13 protein-coding genes and 1 pseudogene are annotated in these 17,890 nt (G+C 67.1%); 10 read left to right on the forward strand and 4 right to left on the reverse strand.

Translation table 11 applies throughout. From position 1 onward, the window contains the following. Positions 1 to 195: 195 nt before the first annotated feature. The gene (locus CLG85_RS00005; RefSeq protein ID WP_260348076.1) at positions 196 to 690 is read right to left on the reverse strand and encodes a MarR family winged helix-turn-helix transcriptional regulator; all 495 of its coding nucleotides are present in this window, start codon (positions 688 to 690) and stop codon (positions 196 to 198) included. Positions 691 to 877: 187 nt separating this feature from the next. Here CLG85_RS00005 and ilvD point away from each other — a divergent pair, with 187 nt between their 5' ends. The 4 genes from ilvD (at position 878) to CLG85_RS00025 (ending at position 5,806) form a co-directional block, all read left to right on the forward strand. Beyond that, positions 878 to 2,572: a dihydroxy-acid dehydratase gene (gene ilvD, locus CLG85_RS00010; protein WP_260348078.1), complete on the forward strand. Its 1,695-nt coding sequence runs from the start codon at positions 878 to 880 to the stop codon at positions 2,570 to 2,572. 162 nt (positions 2,573 to 2,734) lie between these two features. Next, complete coding sequence (gene dctP / locus CLG85_RS00015; protein WP_224849428.1) at positions 2,735 to 3,850, forward strand: TRAP transporter substrate-binding protein DctP; 1,116 nt, start codon at positions 2,735 to 2,737, stop codon at positions 3,848 to 3,850. A 112-nt stretch (positions 3,851 to 3,962) separates the two neighbouring features. Continuing rightward, the gene (locus CLG85_RS00020; protein ID WP_095884020.1) at positions 3,963 to 4,493 is read left to right on the forward strand and encodes a TRAP transporter small permease subunit; all 531 of its coding nucleotides are present in this window, start codon (positions 3,963 to 3,965) and stop codon (positions 4,491 to 4,493) included. Next, positions 4,490 to 5,806, forward strand: a complete 1,317-nt coding sequence (locus CLG85_RS00025; RefSeq protein WP_260348080.1) for a TRAP transporter large permease — start codon at positions 4,490 to 4,492, stop codon at positions 5,804 to 5,806. Before CLG85_RS00020 ends, CLG85_RS00025 begins: the two co-directional genes overlap by 4 nt. Here CLG85_RS00025 and CLG85_RS00030 read toward each other — a convergent pair. Further along, positions 5,793 to 6,749 carry a LysR family transcriptional regulator gene (locus CLG85_RS00030; protein ID WP_224849432.1) on the reverse strand — a complete coding sequence of 319 codons (957 nt, stop codon included), beginning with the start codon at positions 6,747 to 6,749 and terminating at the stop codon, positions 5,793 to 5,795. The two genes, CLG85_RS00025 and CLG85_RS00030, sit on opposite strands and share 14 nt — an antisense overlap. 126 nt (positions 6,750 to 6,875) lie before the next feature. Here CLG85_RS00030 and CLG85_RS00035 point away from each other — a divergent pair, with 126 nt between their 5' ends. The 6 genes and pseudogenes from CLG85_RS00035 (at position 6,876) to repC (ending at position 13,983) form a co-directional block, all read left to right on the forward strand. Further along, positions 6,876 to 8,222 (forward strand): FAD-dependent oxidoreductase, encoded by a 1,347-nt coding sequence (locus CLG85_RS00035; protein WP_224849434.1) that lies wholly within the window; start codon positions 6,876 to 6,878, stop codon positions 8,220 to 8,222. A gap of 20 nt (positions 8,223 to 8,242) precedes the next feature. Continuing rightward, on the forward strand, positions 8,243 to 9,514 hold the full coding sequence (locus CLG85_RS00040) for an aconitase X (protein WP_260348082.1): 1,272 nt from the start codon (positions 8,243 to 8,245) through the stop codon (positions 9,512 to 9,514). Further along, the gene (locus CLG85_RS00045; protein WP_224849442.1) at positions 9,514 to 9,948 is read left to right on the forward strand and encodes an aconitase X swivel domain-containing protein; all 435 of its coding nucleotides are present in this window, start codon (positions 9,514 to 9,516) and stop codon (positions 9,946 to 9,948) included. The genes CLG85_RS00040 and CLG85_RS00045 overlap by 1 nt, the downstream gene beginning before the upstream one ends. A 396-nt stretch (positions 9,949 to 10,344) precedes the next feature. Next, positions 10,345 to 11,557: pseudogene (repA, locus tag CLG85_RS00050) on the forward strand (plasmid partitioning protein RepA). 46 nt (positions 11,558 to 11,603) lie between these two features. Next, positions 11,604 to 12,611 carry a plasmid partitioning protein RepB gene (gene repB, locus CLG85_RS00055; RefSeq protein ID WP_260348088.1) on the forward strand — a complete coding sequence of 336 codons (1,008 nt, stop codon included), beginning with the start codon at positions 11,604 to 11,606 and terminating at the stop codon, positions 12,609 to 12,611. Positions 12,612 to 12,792: 181 nt separating this feature from the next. Beyond that, positions 12,793 to 13,983, forward strand: a complete 1,191-nt coding sequence (gene repC, locus CLG85_RS00060; protein ID WP_260348091.1) for a plasmid replication protein RepC — start codon at positions 12,793 to 12,795, stop codon at positions 13,981 to 13,983. 497 nt (positions 13,984 to 14,480) lie between these two features. On the opposite strand, the gene fdhD is transcribed toward repC, so the two are convergent. Next, complete coding sequence (gene fdhD / locus CLG85_RS00065) at positions 14,481 to 15,251, reverse strand: formate dehydrogenase accessory sulfurtransferase FdhD (RefSeq protein WP_260348095.1); 771 nt, start codon at positions 15,249 to 15,251, stop codon at positions 14,481 to 14,483. Continuing rightward, entirely contained in the window at positions 15,248 to 17,548 is a 2,301-nt protein-coding gene (locus CLG85_RS00070) for an FdhF/YdeP family oxidoreductase (protein ID WP_260348096.1), read from the reverse strand. Before CLG85_RS00070 ends, fdhD begins: the two co-directional genes overlap by 4 nt. Positions 17,549 to 17,890: the final 342 nt, after the last annotated feature.

Raw genomic sequence — 17,890 nt, forward strand, 5'->3', positions numbered from 1 at the left:
GCAGCCGCGAGGAGCGCGAGGCGGCGCTGGCCGCAACACACGGCTGATCCATGGCGCATGTCCCCGCCCGCTCCCCGCGGGCGGGGCGCTTCCGACAGGCGGCGCGTGGCAACCCTCTGTGGCCGCCATTCAACACCCCTGCGTCTCGCGATCACTTTCACGGCAGCCGTCAGCTACTGGCGACAGCCCCTGCGCCTAAGGGTCCTGGCCCGTCTCGCGCTGCAGCTCGATCAATGCCTCGGCGTTCATGCCCACCCGCCCGAGAAGCTCGAAGAGCTGCTCCAACTCCTTGGCGGTGAAGCCCGCGCGTATACGCTCGGCCCGGCGGTCGCCCGCCTGCAGCAGCCGGGCATGAAGGCTGCGCCCGCTCTCGGTCAGGCGCACAATGGTCGCCCGGCCACGGCTTGCGGTCAGCTCCATGGTCACCAGTTCGCGCGCCCGGAGCATCTTGAGCGCCCGGCTGGCCTGCGCCGCATCGAGATCCGCGGACCGCGCCGCATCGCCCACCTTCAGCTCGGGCGTCTTGCCAAGCGCAAGCATCATCCGCCATTCCGGCAACCCGAGCCCGAATGCCTCTCGATAGAAGACCGAGGCCGAGCGGTTCAGCCGGTTGGCGACCCCGGTGATGCGAAAGGACACCCCGTGATCGAACAGCAGCGGGATGCCGTCGGTTTCTTCAGTCTCAGCCATCTGCCGTCCTATTGCCATCACGTCTCGATCACTCCGCGCCTGCACCTATAGCGCGAATCTCCTCACCAGATCACTCCTGCATCCTTCGATGCATCCTTATGTTGACATGTCATTAAAGGATACATCAAGTAAAAGACGCATCGGAGGAGATGCACCACGGAAGTTTCGGAGGAGGAGTGGCAGGCCCATGACAGGCATGCGGAACAGGCGCCATTTGCGCAGCAATTACGAGATCGGGAGTTCCTTCTGGGCCGTCCGCCGGGCCCAGTGGCGCGCCATGGGGCTGACGGACGAGGACATGGAGAAGCCCAAGATCGCGGTCATCAACACCTCGTCCGAGCTGGCGATCTGCTTCAACCATCTCGACCACGTGGCCGCGGTGGTGAAGCAGGCGATCCGCGAGGCCGGCGGCCTGCCCTTCGAGGTCCGCACCGCGGCGCCTTCGGATTTCATCCATTCGGCGGGCAACGCAGGCAAGTACATCCTGCCCTCGCGCGATCTCATCACCAATGACATCGAGGTCCAGGTCGAGGGCGCGCAGCTTGACGGCATGGTCTGCCTCGCCTCCTGCGACAAGACCGCCCCCGGCCAGCTGATGGCCGCCGCCCGGCTCGACATTCCCACGATCTTCGCCATCTGCGGCTACCAGGGCAGCGGCCATATCGGCGCGGAACATGTCGACATCGAAGAGGTCTTCCTCGGCGCCGGGCACCACGCCATGGGGGCCATCAGCCTCGAGCGGCTGAAGCAGATGAGCGAGAAGGCCATCACCTCCTCCGGCGTCTGCTCCGGGATGGGCACGGCGAACTCGATGCACACGGTCTGCGAGGCGCTCGGCATGACCCTGCCCGGCCACGCGCCGGTGCGTGCCTCGGGGGGCGGCATGCTGGACAATGCCGCCGCGGCGGGCAAGCGCATCGTCGACATGGTCTGGGAAGATCTTCGGCCGCGCCAGATCCTCACCGAGGCGGCCTTCGAGAACGCCGTGCGCTCGGTCTTCGCGGTCAGCGGTTCGATCAACACGATCAAGCACCTGCAGGCGGTGGCCACCGAGGCGGACACCGACATCGACGTCTACGGCATGTACGAGCGGCTGATGGACAGCGCCCCGGTGCTGGTCGCGGTGCGGCCGAACGGCGAGTCCTCGATCGAGGACTTCGACGACGGCGGCGGCGCGCGGGCGGTGCTGAAGAACCTCGGCGCGCTGACCCGAACCGAAGCGATGACCGTCGCCGGGCGAACCCTCGGCGAGACCCTCGCGGGGTGGGAGCCGCCCACCGACACGGTCAAGACCGCCGAGGCCCCGCTTTCGGACAAGCCCGCCATCGTGATCGTGCGTGGCAATCTCGCGCCGGACACCGGCATCATCAAGCTCGGCCTGCGCTACGACCGCAAACTCAAGGTGACCGGCCCCGCCGTCTGCTTCGACAATCCCAACGCCGCGATCGACGGTCTGAAGGCCGGACAGGTCAAACCCGGCGACGTGCTGGTGCTGCGCGGCCTCGGTGTGCGCGGCGGGCCGGGCATGGGCATGGCCTCGCGCGTGGTCTTCGCCATCGAGGGCGCGGGCCTCGGCGAAGACGTCGCGGTCGTCACCGACGGCCAGCTCTCGGGGCTGGTCAACAAGGGCCTCGTGGTCGGCGAGGTCACCCCCGAGGCACATGGCGGCGGCCCGCTGGGCCTGTTGCGCGACGGCGATCTGATCACCATCGACGTTCTGGCCCGCCGGGTCGACGTGGATATGGACGCCGCCGAGATGGATCGCCGCCGCGCCGCGCTGCCACCGGTCGGGCACTCCGGCCAGCGCGGCTGGCTCTCGGTCTACGAGGGCGAGGTCGAGCCGCTGTCGCGCGGCGCGGTCCTGATCCCGCCGCGCGCCTGAGCCCGCCGCGCCCGGCCCGCGCATCGTCAACGGCCGGGCGATCCACCTTTTCCAAATCGCGAAGGCATCTGTGCGGCAATCACGCTAGTTTCGCGATCAATTGACCTTCTAGACTACGACTTGTCAGGGATCTTCGGAACCTCTGCACCTAGGGAGGACTACATGAAACAGACCATCTTCGGGGTTGCCGTCTCGGCAAGCCTGGTCCTGGCGGCCATGCCGTCCCAGGCCAAGGAACTGATCTACGGCAGCTGGATGGGGGCCAATGCCTCGACCAATGCCATCACGCTGCCGCTGTTCTTCGAGCGGGTGAAGGCGGCGACCGGAGGCGAGATCGAATGGACCCTGGTGCCCGGCGGCCAGCTCGCCACGGGCGCGGGCACCGTCGACGCGGTAAAGGGCAACCTCATTGACGCGGGCACCACCATGGCGCCCTACACCCCGCGCGAGCTGCCGGCGACCAATGCGATCTTCACCCGCACCGTCGCGGGCAACGACGTGGTCGGCACCGCGGGCGCGATGAACGAGTTGATCCTGCTCAACTGCCCCGAGTGCAAGGCCGAGTACGAGCGCAACGACGCCGTCGCCTTCGCCGCCTACAACACCACGCCCTACCTGCTGATGTGCAAGCCCGACATCTCGACAGTGGCCGATCTGCGCGGAACCAAGGTGCGCGCCTCCGGCGGCGGCGTCGAAATCATGAAGATGGCCGGCGCCACCCCGGTGGCGATGAGCCCGGCCGAGGCGACCTCGGCGCTCGAGCGCGGCGTGGTCGACTGTGTCATGGGCTCGCTCGCCTGGCTGCGCAACTACGGCTACATGGACATCACCGAATCCGTGGTGGAATTCCCGCTCGGCATGGCCGGTCCGCCGCTGCTGATGTACATGAACCGCGACGTCTGGCAGGATCTCACGCCCGAGCAGCGCAAGGCGCATATCGACAACGCCGCCGAACTGGTCGCCGTGGGCACGATCACCGCCCAGATCGACATCGACGCCGAGGTCCGCGCCGCGGCGCTCGACGAGGGGGTCACCTTCCACGAGGGCGGTGCCGACTTCGCCGAGATCATGCAGCGCCGGGTCGACGAGCAGGAAGCGGCGATCATCGAGATGGCCTCCTCGGTCGGGGTGGACAACGTCGAGGCTCTCCTCGCCAAATACACCGAACTTCTGGAGAAATGGGCCGCCATCTCCGACGAGGTGGGCACGGACGTGGCCAAGTTCACCGAGGCGCTCAACCGCGAGGTCTTCTCGAAACTCGACCCCGAGGATCTCTGATCCCCCCCGGTTCCCATGTCGCCGGGGGCCGCCGTGGCCCCCGGCGATCCACTCCGGATCCCTGCCTGCCAGGCCCGTCCCTGCCAGGTCCTTACCTGAAAGCGCATCACCCATGAAACAGCTCGACCGGGTTGCGCAAGCGACGACCGCCGTGGCCTGCATCTTCGTCATCATCATGATGCTGCATGTCAGTGCCGATGTCGTCGCGCGCACCTTCTTCCACGCCCCGCTCATCGGCACGACCGAGATCGTCGCGGCCTATTACATGGTCGCCCTGGCGTTCCTGCCGATCGCATGGATTTCCCGCCAACGCGGACACATCATCGTGGAGCTCTTCACCTCGCACCTGTCCAAGCGCAAGGTGAAGGCGCTCGACGCCTTCGCCGGCGTCGTCACCCTCGCCTATGTCTGCCTCTTCGTGTGGAAGCTCCTCGGCATCGCCATCGAGAAGACCCACATCCGCGAGGCATGGGAATCCGCCACCGGCTTCGTCGAGATCTGGCCCTCGCGCTGGGTCGTGCCCGCGGGCTTCCTCTTCATGGCGATCTACGTGCTGATCCACACCCTGCGCGATGCCCGGGCCGCCCTCACGGGTGACGTCTCCGAAACCGACGTCGAAGCGCGCCTGGAGGTGATGGAATGAGCGGCCCCCTGATCGGCGCCCTCGGGCTTCTGGGGGTGCTCGGGCTCATCGCGATCCGCATCCCCATCGGCGTTGCCCTGGGCGTCGCGGCGGTGGCCGGCCTCACGCTGCTGCGCAACGGGCGCGTGGCGATGAACGTGATGGAGCAGACCCCGTTCGAGGTCGCCGCCAGCTGGAGCCTCTCGGCCATTCCCATGTTCATCCTGATGGGCGCCATCGCGCACAACTCCGGCATCTCGGTGGCACTCTTCCGCGCCGCCCGGCTCTGGGCCTCGCGCCTGCCCGGCGGGCTGGCTGTGGCCACCAACCTCGCCTCGGCGGGCTTTGCCGCCGCCTCGGGCTCGTCGGTCGCCACCGCGGCGACCATGGGCCGGCTCGGCATCCCCGAGATGCTCCGGGCCGGCTACGACAAGGGGCTTGCCGCCGGAGTCGTCGCCTCGGCGGGCACGCTCGGCGCGCTGATCCCGCCCTCGATCATGTTCGTCATCTACGGCGTCTTCGCCGAGGTCTCGATCACCAAGCTGCTGGTCGCGGGCGTGCTGCCCGGCGTCCTGACGGCGGCGGTCTACACGGCGATGATCATCCTGCGCGCAAAGCTGAACCCGGCCATCGCCCCCGCCGTCCGGGTGGACCCGGAAGAGGGCACGCTCTGGCAGGCGCGCTGGCGGGCGCTGCTGCCGGTCTGGCCGGTGCTGGTGCTGATCTTCGGGATCATCGGCGGGCTCTACGGCGGCATCTTCACCCCCACCGAGGCCGGCGCCGGCGGCGCCCTGCTGGCCTGCGCGATCGCGCTCTTCCAGCGGCGCCTGACAAGGCAGGTGGTCTGGACCTCGGTGATGGAGGCGGTGACCACCACGGCCTCGCTGCTCTTCGTGGCCTATGGTGCCGTGATGTTCACCAAGTTCCTGGCGCTCTCGGGGCTGCCGGTCTTCCTTGGCCACACCATCGAGAGCTGGCAGCTCTCGCCCTACATGCTGATCCTCGCCGCCTCGGTCATTTACCTGGTCCTCGGGATGTTCCTCGATCCGATGGGCGTACTGCTGCTGTCGCTGCCGGTGATGCAGCCGATGTTCGACGCGGTCGGCGCCGATCCGATCTGGGTCGGGGTGATCGTGGTGAAATTCATCGAGATCGGCCTGCTCACCCCGCCCGTCGGCTTCAACGTCTACGTGGTGAAATCGGTGGTCGGCGACGAAATCGCCCTCGGCCGGATCTTCCGCGGTGTGGGCTGGTTCCTGCTCTGCGAGGTGATCATCATGGTGCTGCTCGTGGTGTTCCCGCAGATCTCGCTCTTCCTGCCTAACGGGATGTGAGCAAGGGGGCGGCGGAGGCATCCGCCGCCCCGCCGCCCTCCACCGTGCCCCTGTCCCAGGGCGCCACCGGCTGGACGGCCTCCCGCAGCCAGTCGCACATGGCCATGACAAGCCGGTCCTTGCTCCGCGACACCGGCACCCAGGCCGAGATCCAGAGCTCGGGAATGGCATACTCCTCCAGCACCCGGCACAGCGTGCCCCGCGCCACATGCGGCCGCGCCAGGTAATCCGCGACCACCGCCACGCCAAGGTCCGCCAGCGCCGCCTCGACCAGCACCTGGCTGTCGTTCACCGAGAAATGCGAATTGATCTCGACGCTCACCGGCCCCTGCGCCCCCTCGAAGATCCAGTTCGAACCGATCGGGTGGAAGGTCAGGCAATCATGGTTCAGCAGGTGCTGCGGGTGGGTCAGCTCCCCTGCCCGCTCGAGATACCCCGGCGAGGCCACGGTCGAGCGCGGATAGGGGCAGAGCGGGATCGCCTCGACGTTCGGATAGGACGAGGGGATCGCGCCAATGGCGATGTCGAACCCCTCCTCCATCGGGTTGACCGACCGGTCCATCAGCACGAGGTCGATCCGCACCCCCGGATGCGCCGCCTGGAACTCGGTGACGATCCTCCCGAAATGCAGCACGCAGAGGGTCGTCGGGCACTTGATCCGCAGACTGCCCGCCACTGGCGAGCCATGGGCCCTCAGATCGGCAAAGGCATCGGTGACCTCCGCCACGATGGCAAGGAACCGCGGGTGCACCTGCGCGCCGGTCTCGGTCAGCTCCAGCTTGCGGGTCGAGCGAATGAAGAGCGGCGCCCCGACCTGGTCTTCAAGCCGGTTCACCTTCTTCGAGATCACCGAGGGCACGGTATCGAGATTGCGCGCCGCCGCCGAGAAACTGCCTGCGCGCACCACCGCAAGGAAGGCGCGCATATTGTCGATCGTATCCATCTGGCTCCTCTTCCCCGAGCAAGTATCTTTCGCAATTCGAGAAAGGTAAAGGCGTGAATTTCTTCTGTTTCCGGGTGCAACCGGGTGCAACTTTCGCCCCAACGAAGTGAACGAGGAGCATCCGCCATGAGCGAGCAATTCAACACCGCGACCCGGGTGGTGCGGCGCGAGGCCGGGCGCCCGGTCGACCGGCTGACGGCGGACATCTGCGTCGTCGGCGCCGGGATCTCGGGCGTCACCGCGGCCCTGCAGGCCGCAAAGTTGGGCCGAAAGGTCGTGCTGCTCGACAGCCAGCCCGCGCTTGGCGGCCAGGCGGTGAACTCGATCATCGCCACCTTCTGCGGGCTCTTCTCCAACGGCACCCATGGCTATCAATTCACCCATGGCATCGCCGACGATCTGCTCGGCTACCTCGAAGCGCAGGACAAGGGCATCTTCTACCGCCACGGGCCGAACACCACCGTCGTCTACTACGACGAGGTCGCGCTTGGTCGCTGGGTCGAGGAAAGCATCCTCGCCGCCGGAATCACCGTGGTGCTCGGCGCCATGCTGAATGGCACCGAGGTAGAGGGCGGCCGGGTCACCCGCGGCCATTTCCTCACCCGCTATGGCGCGCTGGACGTGGATGCCGACGGCTGGGTCGATGCCTCTGGCGACGCGGCGCTGGTCTGGCAATCGGGCTTCGACTGCCGCGAGCCCGACCGCAACGGGGTCTTCGGCACCCAGATGGTGGTGATGGAGAACATCGAAGAGGCCGCCCAGCCGACCCGCGACCTGATCGGGGCGCGGATGAAGGAGGTGGGCGACCGCTACGGGCTGCGGCGGCGCGAGGGGCTCGGCTTCACCATCCCCGGCCGCGGCATCGCGGCAATGAATATGACCCATGTGGAAACGCCGCTCGAACCCGTGGCCGCCTCGGCGGCGGCGCTGGACGGCAAGGATCAGGCGATGCGTGCGGTCGACTTCCTGCGAACCGAATTCCCCGAGTGTTTCGGCAAGGCCCGCATCCGCTCCTTCGGCCTGCCGGGGATCCGCCAGACCCGCTGGATAAAGGGCCGCCATCACCTGACGGTCGACGAGATCCGCTCCGGCCACAAGTTCGGCGACGCCATCGGCCGCACCGCCTGGCCGATCGAACTGCACGACCATGACGACGGGCATCACTGGATCGTCTTCGATCAGGACCACGTGCACTATGTCCCGCTCGGCAGCCTGGTGCCCGAGGCCTGCCACAACGTCATTGCCGCCGGGCGCTGCATCGACGCCGACAGCGCCGCGCTCTCCAGCGTGCGCGTCATGGGGCCCTGCATCGCCATGGGCATGGCCGCGGCCCACGCGCTTGACCTCGCGGGAACCGGAAGTACCCATCAGATCGACATGGAGGAGATGCGCGCCCGCGTCTCCGAGAACGTCGAACGCCAGCACTACCGCTGGGACGAAAAGGAGCTGGCCTCGGTCGCGATCAACTCGTGAGCCGGACCAGGGGAGGACATATGCAACTGACCGATACAGAAAAGGCCATGCGGGACGGCAGCGGAGGCGAGGCCGTCGCCGCCGCCATGGACCTGCTGATCCGCTACGGCGAGGCCTTGGGAGCCGAGCGGCTGGTGGAGACCGACAATGTGGCCGGCGCCTTCAACGCCTCCACGCCCTCGGTGCGCAAGATCGCGGAGCGGGGCATGGACGAGGTCTTCTCGCGGCTCAACCTCGACAGCGACAGGACGGTCGAGATCCCCCGCTTGGCGGCGCGCACCTGCCAGCTGATCACCGGGATCGACGACCAAAACTGGGCGCTGCAGGGGGCCGACCCGCAGATGATCGAGATGCAGCGTGCCAGCGAGGCCTTCGTCGGCCAGCGCGGGGTCAATCTCATGGCCACCTGCACCCCCTACCAGGTCGGCAACGTGCCGACCTTCGGCGAGCATTGCGCGTGGATGGAAAGCTCGGCGGTGGTCTATTGCAACGGCGCGCTTGGCGGGCGCACCAACGTCGAGGGCAAGGAAAGCACCGGTGCCGCCGCGCTGACCGGGCGGATCCCCTACTGGGGCTACCACCTGACCCGGAACCGCTATGGCAATCGCCATATCCGCGTCGACGTGCCGGTGCGCTCGATGCTCGACTGGGGCCTTCTGGGCTATTTCACCGGCGAAAGGGTCGAAGAGAACATCCCCGTGCTCGAGGGGGCGCTGGCGGGGGTCGACCTGGTGACGCTGAAGCACTTCGGCGCCGCCGCCGCTTCCTCCGGCGGGGTCGAGATGTATCACATCCCCGGCCACACGCCCGAGGCGCGCAGCGCCGAGGACGCCTTCGGCCCCAACCGGGCGGAAGAGCAGCATGTCTACGATGCCGCGGCGCGCAAGCAGATGTACGAGACGCTGCAGAGCGCGACCGACCGCAAGGTGGACTTCATCATGCTCGGCTGCCCGCACAACTCGATCGAGCAGGTCGGCCGGATCGCCGCACTGCTGGACGGCAAGCGGCTGCACCCGGACGTGGCGCTCTGGGTGCACACGCCGCGTGCCATCCGCACGGTGGCCGAGCGCTCGGGCTACGTGGCGCGGATCGAGGCCGCCGGCGGCAAGGTCATGTCCGACACCTGCCCGGCGATCTCGCGCCGCTTGCCCCCCGGCGTGCGGGTGATCGCCACCGATTCCGCCAAGCAGGCGCACTACCTGCCCGCCATCGCCAAGGTGCAGGGCTGGTTCGGCAGCCTGGACGCCTGCATCGAGGCCGGCCTGACCGGCATCTGGACCGGAGATTTCTGATGCCCACGCTCAGCACACCCACCCTGATCCGCGGCCGCCGCGTGGTCGGCGGCCGCGCCGAGGGCGAAGCCCTCGTGACCACCCAGACCATCTCGGGCTGGGGCGGGATCAACGAACGCGACGGCTCGATCATCGAGCGCCGCCACGAGCTGGTCGGCCAGAGCTTCGCCGGCAAGATCCTGGTCTTCCCCGGCGCCAAGGGCTCCTCGGGCTGGTCGGCCTTCTTCCACATGACCCGGATCAACGGCGTCGCCCCGGCGGCCATGCTGTTCACCCGGACAACCACCAAGATGGCCCTCGGAGCGGTGGTGACCCGCGTCCCGGCGATGACCGATTTCGATGCCGACATCTTCGAGAGCATCCGCACCGGCGATCACGTGGTCGTCGACGCCGAGGCCGGCGAGATCCACGTGACGAGGGCCCGCGCCAACTAGCGTGCCGGAGGCTGCACGCGCCCTGCAGCCTCATCCGCCCTCACCGCAGGGAATCGCCCCTCCCGGCCATGCCAGTGCAGCAAGGCCCCGTTTCCCGCTGGCCGGGGAATGGGGTCTTGACGCTCATCACCCGGCTCTGATGCCCCCCCAAAAGCGCATGATCGCCCCCGCGCCACGACCCTTCCTGGGGCACACAAGCCGCCATCCTACTGATGAATGTGGAAAACTTCTTGCGCGACTCGCGTCCCTTCGGCAATAGTCACGAAAAAAGAGCCGGAACACGCCAAAAACCGTGAACACGACAAGGCGCTCAAGACGCCAAACGGAACAAGGCACGGCACGAGGCAGGACACAGGGCAAAGTCCCTGGCAAGACAGTGAGCAGGATACCGCGCAGATGCAGGATATCACCGAAGAAGAAGATCTGAACGCGGTTATTCGCGACCATTCGGAACGTCTGACCGCGCAGCTTCACGCGCAGGCAGAAAGCCTTTTTCCGCCCGACGCTTCGAAGGAAATGCGCAAGTTCACCTCCGGCGAAGCCGCGGCGCTGCTCGGGGTGAATGATTCGTACCTGCGCAAGCTGCACCTCGACGGAAAGGGCCCCTCCCCCGAGCTGACCCCCGGCAACCGCCGGCTCTACTCGGTGCATGACATCCACGATCTGCGCATCCTGCTCGAAAAGACCGCCCGCAAGCCCGGTGACTACCTGCCCGGGCGCCGCCTCGCGCCGGAGGGCAGCGAAACCAAGTATCTCGATCACCTGCAGGTCATCGGCGTGATGAACTTCAAGGGCGGCTCGGGCAAGACCACCAGCTCGGCCCACCTCGCGCAGCGCCTTGCCCTTCTGGGCTACCGGGTGCTGGCGATCGACCTCGACCCGCAGGCCTCGCTCACCGCGCTGCACGGGGTCCAGCCCGAGTTCGACCTGCCCGAGGGCGGCACGCTCTACGATGCGATCCGCTACGATGACCCGGTGCCGATCACCGAGGTCATCCGCCCGACCTACATCCCCGGGCTCGACCTGATCCCCGGCAACCTCGAGCTGATGGAATTCGAGCACGAGACCCCCCCGCGCCTTGGCGCAAGGCAACGCAGGACTGTTCTTCTTCCGCGTCAAGGACGTGCTCTCGCAGGTCGACGAGCGCTACGACGTGGTGGTCATCGACTGTCCGCCGCAGCTCGGCTTCCTGACCATGTCGGCGCTCTCGGCCGCCTCCGGCGTGCTGGTCACCATCCACCCCGAGATGCTCGACGTCATGTCGATGTCGCAGTTCCTGCGGATGACCGCCGACCTCATGGACGTGATCGCCGAGTCGGGCGCCAACATGAAACACGACTGGATGCGCTACCTGCTCACCCGCTACGAGCCCACCGACGCACCGCAGAACCGTATCGTCGCCTTCCTGCGCACCATGTACGCCGAGAAGGTGCTGAACGCACCGATGCTGAAATCCACCGCCATCTCCGACGCAGGCCTCACCAAGCAGACGCTCTACGAGGTCGACCGCAGTGCCTTCACCCGCGCCACTTATGACCGCGCGCTGGAGAGCCTCAACGCGGTGAACGACGAGATCGCCGCGTTGATCCAGAAGACCTGGGGCCGATGAGGGCCGACGAAGGGAACAGGCAGACAGGACATCGAGGATCTGACCGATGAGTGACACCCGCAAGAAACGCATGTCCATGCTCGACAGCCTCGCCGCCGCTGGAAAACAGGGCGGCGCGGGCGCGCCGATGATGGCCTCCAACCGCGCGCTGCGCTCCGCCCGCGACGCGGTCGACAGCCATCGGATCTGGGAGCTGGACCCGTCGCAGATCGACGACATGCGCACCCGTGACCGGCTCGACCCCGCCGACGTGCTCGACCTGCGCGACGCGATCGAGACCAATGGCCAGACCGTGCCGATCCTCGTGCGTCGCAACCCCGAGCAGGAGGGGCGCTACCTGCTGGTCTACGGCGGCCGCCGGCTCGAGGCGATCCGCGGCTCCGACAAGGTCACCAAGGTCCGCGCGCTGGTCGCCACGCTCGACGAGCGCGACGCGGTGACCGCGCAGATCTCCGAGAACATGGCCCGGCGCGACCTTTCCTTCATCGAGAAGGCGCTCTTCGCCAAGGAGCTCGTCGACACCGGCTTCGGCAACCAGAGCCAGGTCGCCGAGGTGCTGACCGTCAGCAAGTCGGCGATCTCCATGGCGCTGTCCGTGGCCGAGCTGATCGGCACCGAGCTCGCCACCGCCATCGGGGCCGCCCATGGCATCGGCCGCCCCCGCTGGGAGGCCATGGCCCGCGCGATCGAGGAAACCGGCGCCGACAAGCGCGAGCTGGCGCAGCTTGCCGATGACGTGCACACCCGCGCACAGGTCGCCGTGGTCAACGGCGAGACCCCGCCCGAGGATGTCTCCGTCGCCGCCTTCGAGGTGGTGATGGGCCATCTGGCCCCCTCCCCTGCCCGTCCGGCCGTGCCACGCGCCAAACCGGCGGAAAAGCCGCGGCGTCAGGCGTTGGTGGTGAATGGCCGCAAGGCCGGTACGCTCAAGCGCACCGCCAAGGGGCTGAACATGGAATTTGTCGACTCGCGTTTCGCCGACTGGATTGAGTCGGAAGCGCAGGCCGTCATCGAAGAGCTTCACGCGCGCTGGAAAAGCCGCGCGGAAGACTGAGCAGTCAACGATAACAAAGAGATAGGAGGCACGAGCCCGACAAAGAAAGAGCCCCGCAAAGCTTACGCTCTACGAGACCCTCACTTGTTCTTAGCACCCTCAAGGTAGTGTCTGGAGCCTCTGACCGCAAGTCGAATTCGATTTGCGGAACGGCTATTTCTTGTCTTCGTGAATGAAAAATATGGGTTACACCCCCATCACGCCTTTTGGGCGAACGGCTGACGCTGTCCTGGGCTCTCTGAGAGCACGGCAGCAGGCCGCCGATGCCCCCTGCCCGATCGACAAGTGGCAGATCCTCCGCGACCTCACCGCCGCCCGCAAGAGCTTCGAGCTTTCCGACCGGGACATCACCCTGCTGCAGGCGCTGCTGAGCTTCCACCCCGAGGCAAAGCTCGACGCAGCGCAGTCTCTGGTCGTCCATCCGTCGAACGAGACGATCTGCGCCCGCGCCAACGGCATGCCCAATTCGACCATGCGCCGCCATCTTGCCCGGCTGATCGATGCCGGCCTGCTGATCCGCCGCGACAGCCCGAACGGCAAGCGCTACGCCCGCCGCGTCGCCGGCGAGAAGATCGCCTTCGGCTTCGATCTGAGCCCCCTGCTCCAACGCGCTGCCGAGATCGCCGGCCGTGCCGAGGAAGCCCGGGAGCTTGACGCCCGCACCAAGGCCCTGCGCGAGACCGCCAGCCTCCTGCGCCGCGACCTGGCGGCCCTTGCCGACCTTGGCCGTATCGAGTTCCCGGACGGCCCCTGGGATGCGCTCTCCGACCTCGCCCGCCTCACCGCCCGGGAACTGCGCCGCAAGCTCGATCTCGAAACCCTCGAAAATATCGAGCGCAATCTGCGCGAGGCCGTGCTCCGCGCGACCCGTCTCTTCGATATCGAAACACCCGAAATGAGCAGCAGTGCTGACCGCAATGAGCAGCACCAACAGAAGTCACTAAAAGAATCTTTAGACTCTGAACGGGGCGCTGAAGACACTGCTGTGCCCATGGCTGATATCACGTCCTGCAACGACGAGGCACCGCAGCCTGCCGAGAAGCCGGCAGCGCCGCCGCCACCGCTGCGCCTCGTCCTTGGCACCTGCTCCGAGATCGCCGTTTTCTCCCCGGACCCGATCCACGACTGGCACAGCCTGATCAGAGCCGCGGACAAGATCCGTCCGATGACCGGAATCTCGGACTCCGCCTGGACCGATGCCAAGGCCGTCATGGGCGCGGAGCAGGCCGCGGCCACCCTCTGCGCCATGCTTCAGCGGTTCTCGGAAATCCGAAACCCCGGCGGCTACCTCCGCCACCTGACCGGCAAGGCCCGCGAAGGCAGTTTTTCCTCGAGCCGCATGGTGCTCGCCCTTGACCGGCGCGCGGCGTGAAAGTTCACAGCTGTGAACTGCGTGAAGTCCACGGTTCACAGCTGTGAACTTCTGCAGCCCTTCGTGATTGCGGGTTCGGTCCGTGAACGGCGTACCGCATCAGACGCTGCGACGAGCGGTTTCGCCGAGCGCACTGATCTGGTGCAGCACGGCCTTGGGTGTTGCGTTTGGGGAGACCGGAGGCGATTGGGCAGGAGTGTCATGCCCGGTCTTGGGGCGAGGTTCTCGCCCTGCTGAAGCCATGGAGGGTGATCCGGACGATCATCCTAGCTTCCCGAAGGTGAAAGCCGTTGGACCGGTGAAAACAACGAAAATCACAGTAACTTAGCGTTTTTTCTCCATTTTTTCTCTAAACTGCATCTTTATATCTAATAGCGTCAATGGGTTACGTCGAAACGCCTTGTCCCAGACATGGCCGAGCGGCCCAAAGCGCGCGTAAAACCTGTCTGTTTGGGGGAAATCGGTGTTTCCGGCGGCGAATTGCCCGCAGACAGCGATCAGCCCAGCCTTTCGGGGCCGCAAAGGCAAGTCGGGCGGCGATCGATGCCGCGGGCGATCAGCGTGAGACGGGCCGAGCTTGCGATCCGCACCGCGTAGTCGGTGGCAGCGCTTGCGGCTACAAGGGCGGTGCAGCCGAGCGCGACAGTCTTCTGCACCATCTCGGTCGAGACGCGCGAGGAGATGACCACCGCGCCCTGAGCCGGATCAAGCGCCGCGCGGTGAAGGGCTCCGGCGAGCTTGTCGAGGGCGTTGTGGCGACCGACATCCTCGCGCGCCATGACGATGCCATGACCGGGCAGCAGGAAGCCGGCGGCGTGGCAGGCGCGGGTGCGGTCATGCCGGGGTTGGTGATCGCGCAGCAGGTCGGGGGCCGCAGCAAGTTCGTCCGGATCGAAGCGCGGTCCGGGCGAAAGCGTAGGCAAGTCCCGGGCCACCTTGGCGAGGCTGTCGATGCCGCAAAGGCCGCAACCGACCGGACCGACAAGCGCGCGCTGACGTCCCAGCACCAGCCGCGAAGCCCCGGGGGTGAGCCACATGCGGGCCTCAAAGCCCTCGGCGTGGCGGAGGATTTCGAGCTCGCGCAGGTCGGCGGACGTAGTCAGGATGCCTTCGGTGAGCGCGAAGCCGAGCGCGAAATCCTCCAGATCGCTCGGGGTCGCCATCATCACCGCCAGCGTGCTGCCGTCGCAGGTCAACGCCACGGGGGCTTCCTCGATCAGCGGCGGAAGGGCAGGGCGGCTGCCCCGGGGGCTCTGGTGCAGGCTCATACGACGATCCTCACCGGCGTGCCCTTGTAGGCGGGGGTCTGCGAGTTCTTCTCGTGGTACCCGAGCGGCACCAGCGGGTTGAGCTCGGGATAGTAGCCGGCAATGCAGCCGTCGGGCAAATCGTAGGGGGTGACCGCGAAGCCCTCGACCCGGCGCGTCACGCCGTCGGCGATGGCGGTCTCCAGAGCGACCTTCTGGCCCTCGCTAAGACCGAGCCGGACCAGTTCGCGACGGTTTATCATGACAATCTCGCGCCCGCCGCTCAGCCCGCGCAGCCGGTCGGAGAAGCCGTAGATCGTGGTGTTGAACTGATCGTTCGAGCGCAGGGTGATCAGCGTCATCACGTCGTCGCCCTCAGGCGCCTCGCCGAGCGCCGAAAGCGTGGTGGGGGCGGTGAACTGCGCCTTGCCGCTCTCGGTTTTCCAGGTCCGGTCACGGGCAGGATTTCCCCGGTAGAAGCCGCCGGGCTGCATCAGGCGGGTGTTGAAGTCGGCGAAGTCGTCGGGGAAGGTCTGCGCGATGAGATCGCGGACCCGGTCGTAATTCGCTGTCCAGCCGTCCCAGTCGAGCCGGGGATTTTCGCGGAGGGTGGCCTTGGCCATCCCGGCGACGATGGCCAGTTCAGAGCGCACGTCTTCCGAAGGCGGCTCGGCCCGGCCCAGCGAGCCGTAGATATGCGAGAAGGTGTCCTCCATCGACACGGCCTGCGGGCCGCTCGCCTGAAGGTCGCGGTCGGTGCGGCCGAGGCAGGGCAGGATGTAGCTGACCTGCCCGGGCACGAGGTGCGAGCGGTTGAGCTTGGTGGCCACATGCACGGTGAGGCGCAGGTTTGGCCAGGCCGCTTCCATACGGACGCGGTCGGGCAGGGCGCGGACGAGGTTGCCGCCGAGCGAGACCAGCGCCTCGACGCGGCCATCGAGGATGCCCTCGCAGGCATGCACGGCGTTCAGGCCATCGCGGGAGGGGGGCTCGATACCGAAGAGCGCGCGCAGCTTGTCGGCCGGCATGTGCTTGGACTTCTCGCCGATGCCCACGGTGCGCTGCCCCTGCACGTTGGAATGGCCCCGGACCGGCGAGATGCCGGCGCCGGGCTTGCCGATATTGCCGCGCATGAGGAGCAGGTTGCACAGCATCCCCAGGTTGAGCCAGCCGTTGACATGTTGCGTCATGCCCATGCCGTAGATGCCGATGGCCCTGTCCGCCGAGAGGTAGATTTCCGCCGCCTCGCGGATCATCGCCTCGGTCAGCCCTGAATGCCGCTCGATCTCGGGCCAGAGGGTGGCGCGGACGGTCTTCTCGGTCTCGGCAAAGCCGGTGGTCTCGGCCGCGATGAAGGCGTGATCGAGCACGGTGCCGGGGGCGGCGTCCTCGGCCTCGAGCACGCATTTCATCAGGCCGGCAATCACCGCGATGTCGCCGCCGGGGCGGAGCTGGTAATATTTCTCGGAGATCCGCGTCGGCTTGCCGAGGGTCATCTGCCCGGGGCTCTGCGGATCGGCGAATTCGATGAGCCCGCGCTCGCGCACGGGGTTGAAGGTCACGATCCGGCAGCCCCGCTGCACAGCGGCCTTCAGCACGTGCAGGAAGCGCGGGCTGTTGCTGCCGGTGTTCTGGCCGAAGAAGAAGATCGTGTCGCAGGTCTCGAAGTCGTCGAGCGTGCAGGTGCCGACCGGCGTGCCGATGAAGGTCTCGAGGTTCACGCTGGTGGTCTCGTGGCACATGTTCGAGCTTTGCGGAAGGTTCTGGTGGCCCATCGCCCGGGCGAAGAGCGCATAGAGGTATGAGGCCTCGAGCCCGGCGTGGCCGGAGGCGTAGAAGACGGCGCGCTCGGGGGACATGCCGCGCAACTCGCGTCCGATCTCGGCGAAGGCCGTGTCCCAGCTCACCGGCGCGTAGCGGTCGAGCCCGGGATCGTAGCGCAGCGGCTCGGTCAGGCGTCCAGATTTCTCGAGGTCATGGTCGTGCCAGTCGCGCAGTTCGGTGACGCTGTGACGGGCGAAGAACGCGGCGTCGGCGCGGTTGCGGTCGAGCTCCCAGAGCGTCGCCTTGGCGCCGTTCTCGCAGAACTCGAAGGTGTTGGGTTTGGCGGGCTTGGCCCAGGCGCAGGAGGAGCACATGACCCCGCCGGGCTTGTTGAGCGAGCCGAGGATCCTGGCAGCCACCGCCGAGACGCCGGTCTCGCCCGCCACCCGGGCCACGCCCTTGAGCGAGCCCCAGCCGCCCGCGGGATCGGTGTCATGGGGGGTGTCCGGGTCCTGCGACACCGCGCGGCCGGGGTCGGGGGGGAAGCCTGTCATCCATGGGAGCGCTCCTGTGATCTTGGGGATCGTGGGGTCTGCCGGGGTAACGGGGCGCGCGGGGGGTGCGTTCCGCCGGTTGCGGGGATGTGAACGCGGGCCGGGGGCTTGGGGGCAGATATCCCTAGGGTTGAATATCTTGCTTGTGGAATTCGACTCCGGTGACGGAGTTTTTGCGGAACCAACGGTGGCGCGACGGGGTTGCTCGTGCGGATCGTCCGGCCGGTCAGATCATTCCAGACACACCCAGTGGCGAGGGGCCCTCTCGGGGCGCCGCGCATGGGGCTGTGTCATGACCTGATGGGGCCTCTTGAGATGCGTAGTTCCTCTGCTCAGCCGAGC

This window comes from Alloyangia mangrovi (assembly GCF_002300555.2).
Taxonomy (GTDB): Bacteria; Pseudomonadota; Alphaproteobacteria; order Rhodobacterales; family Rhodobacteraceae; genus Salipiger; species Salipiger mangrovi.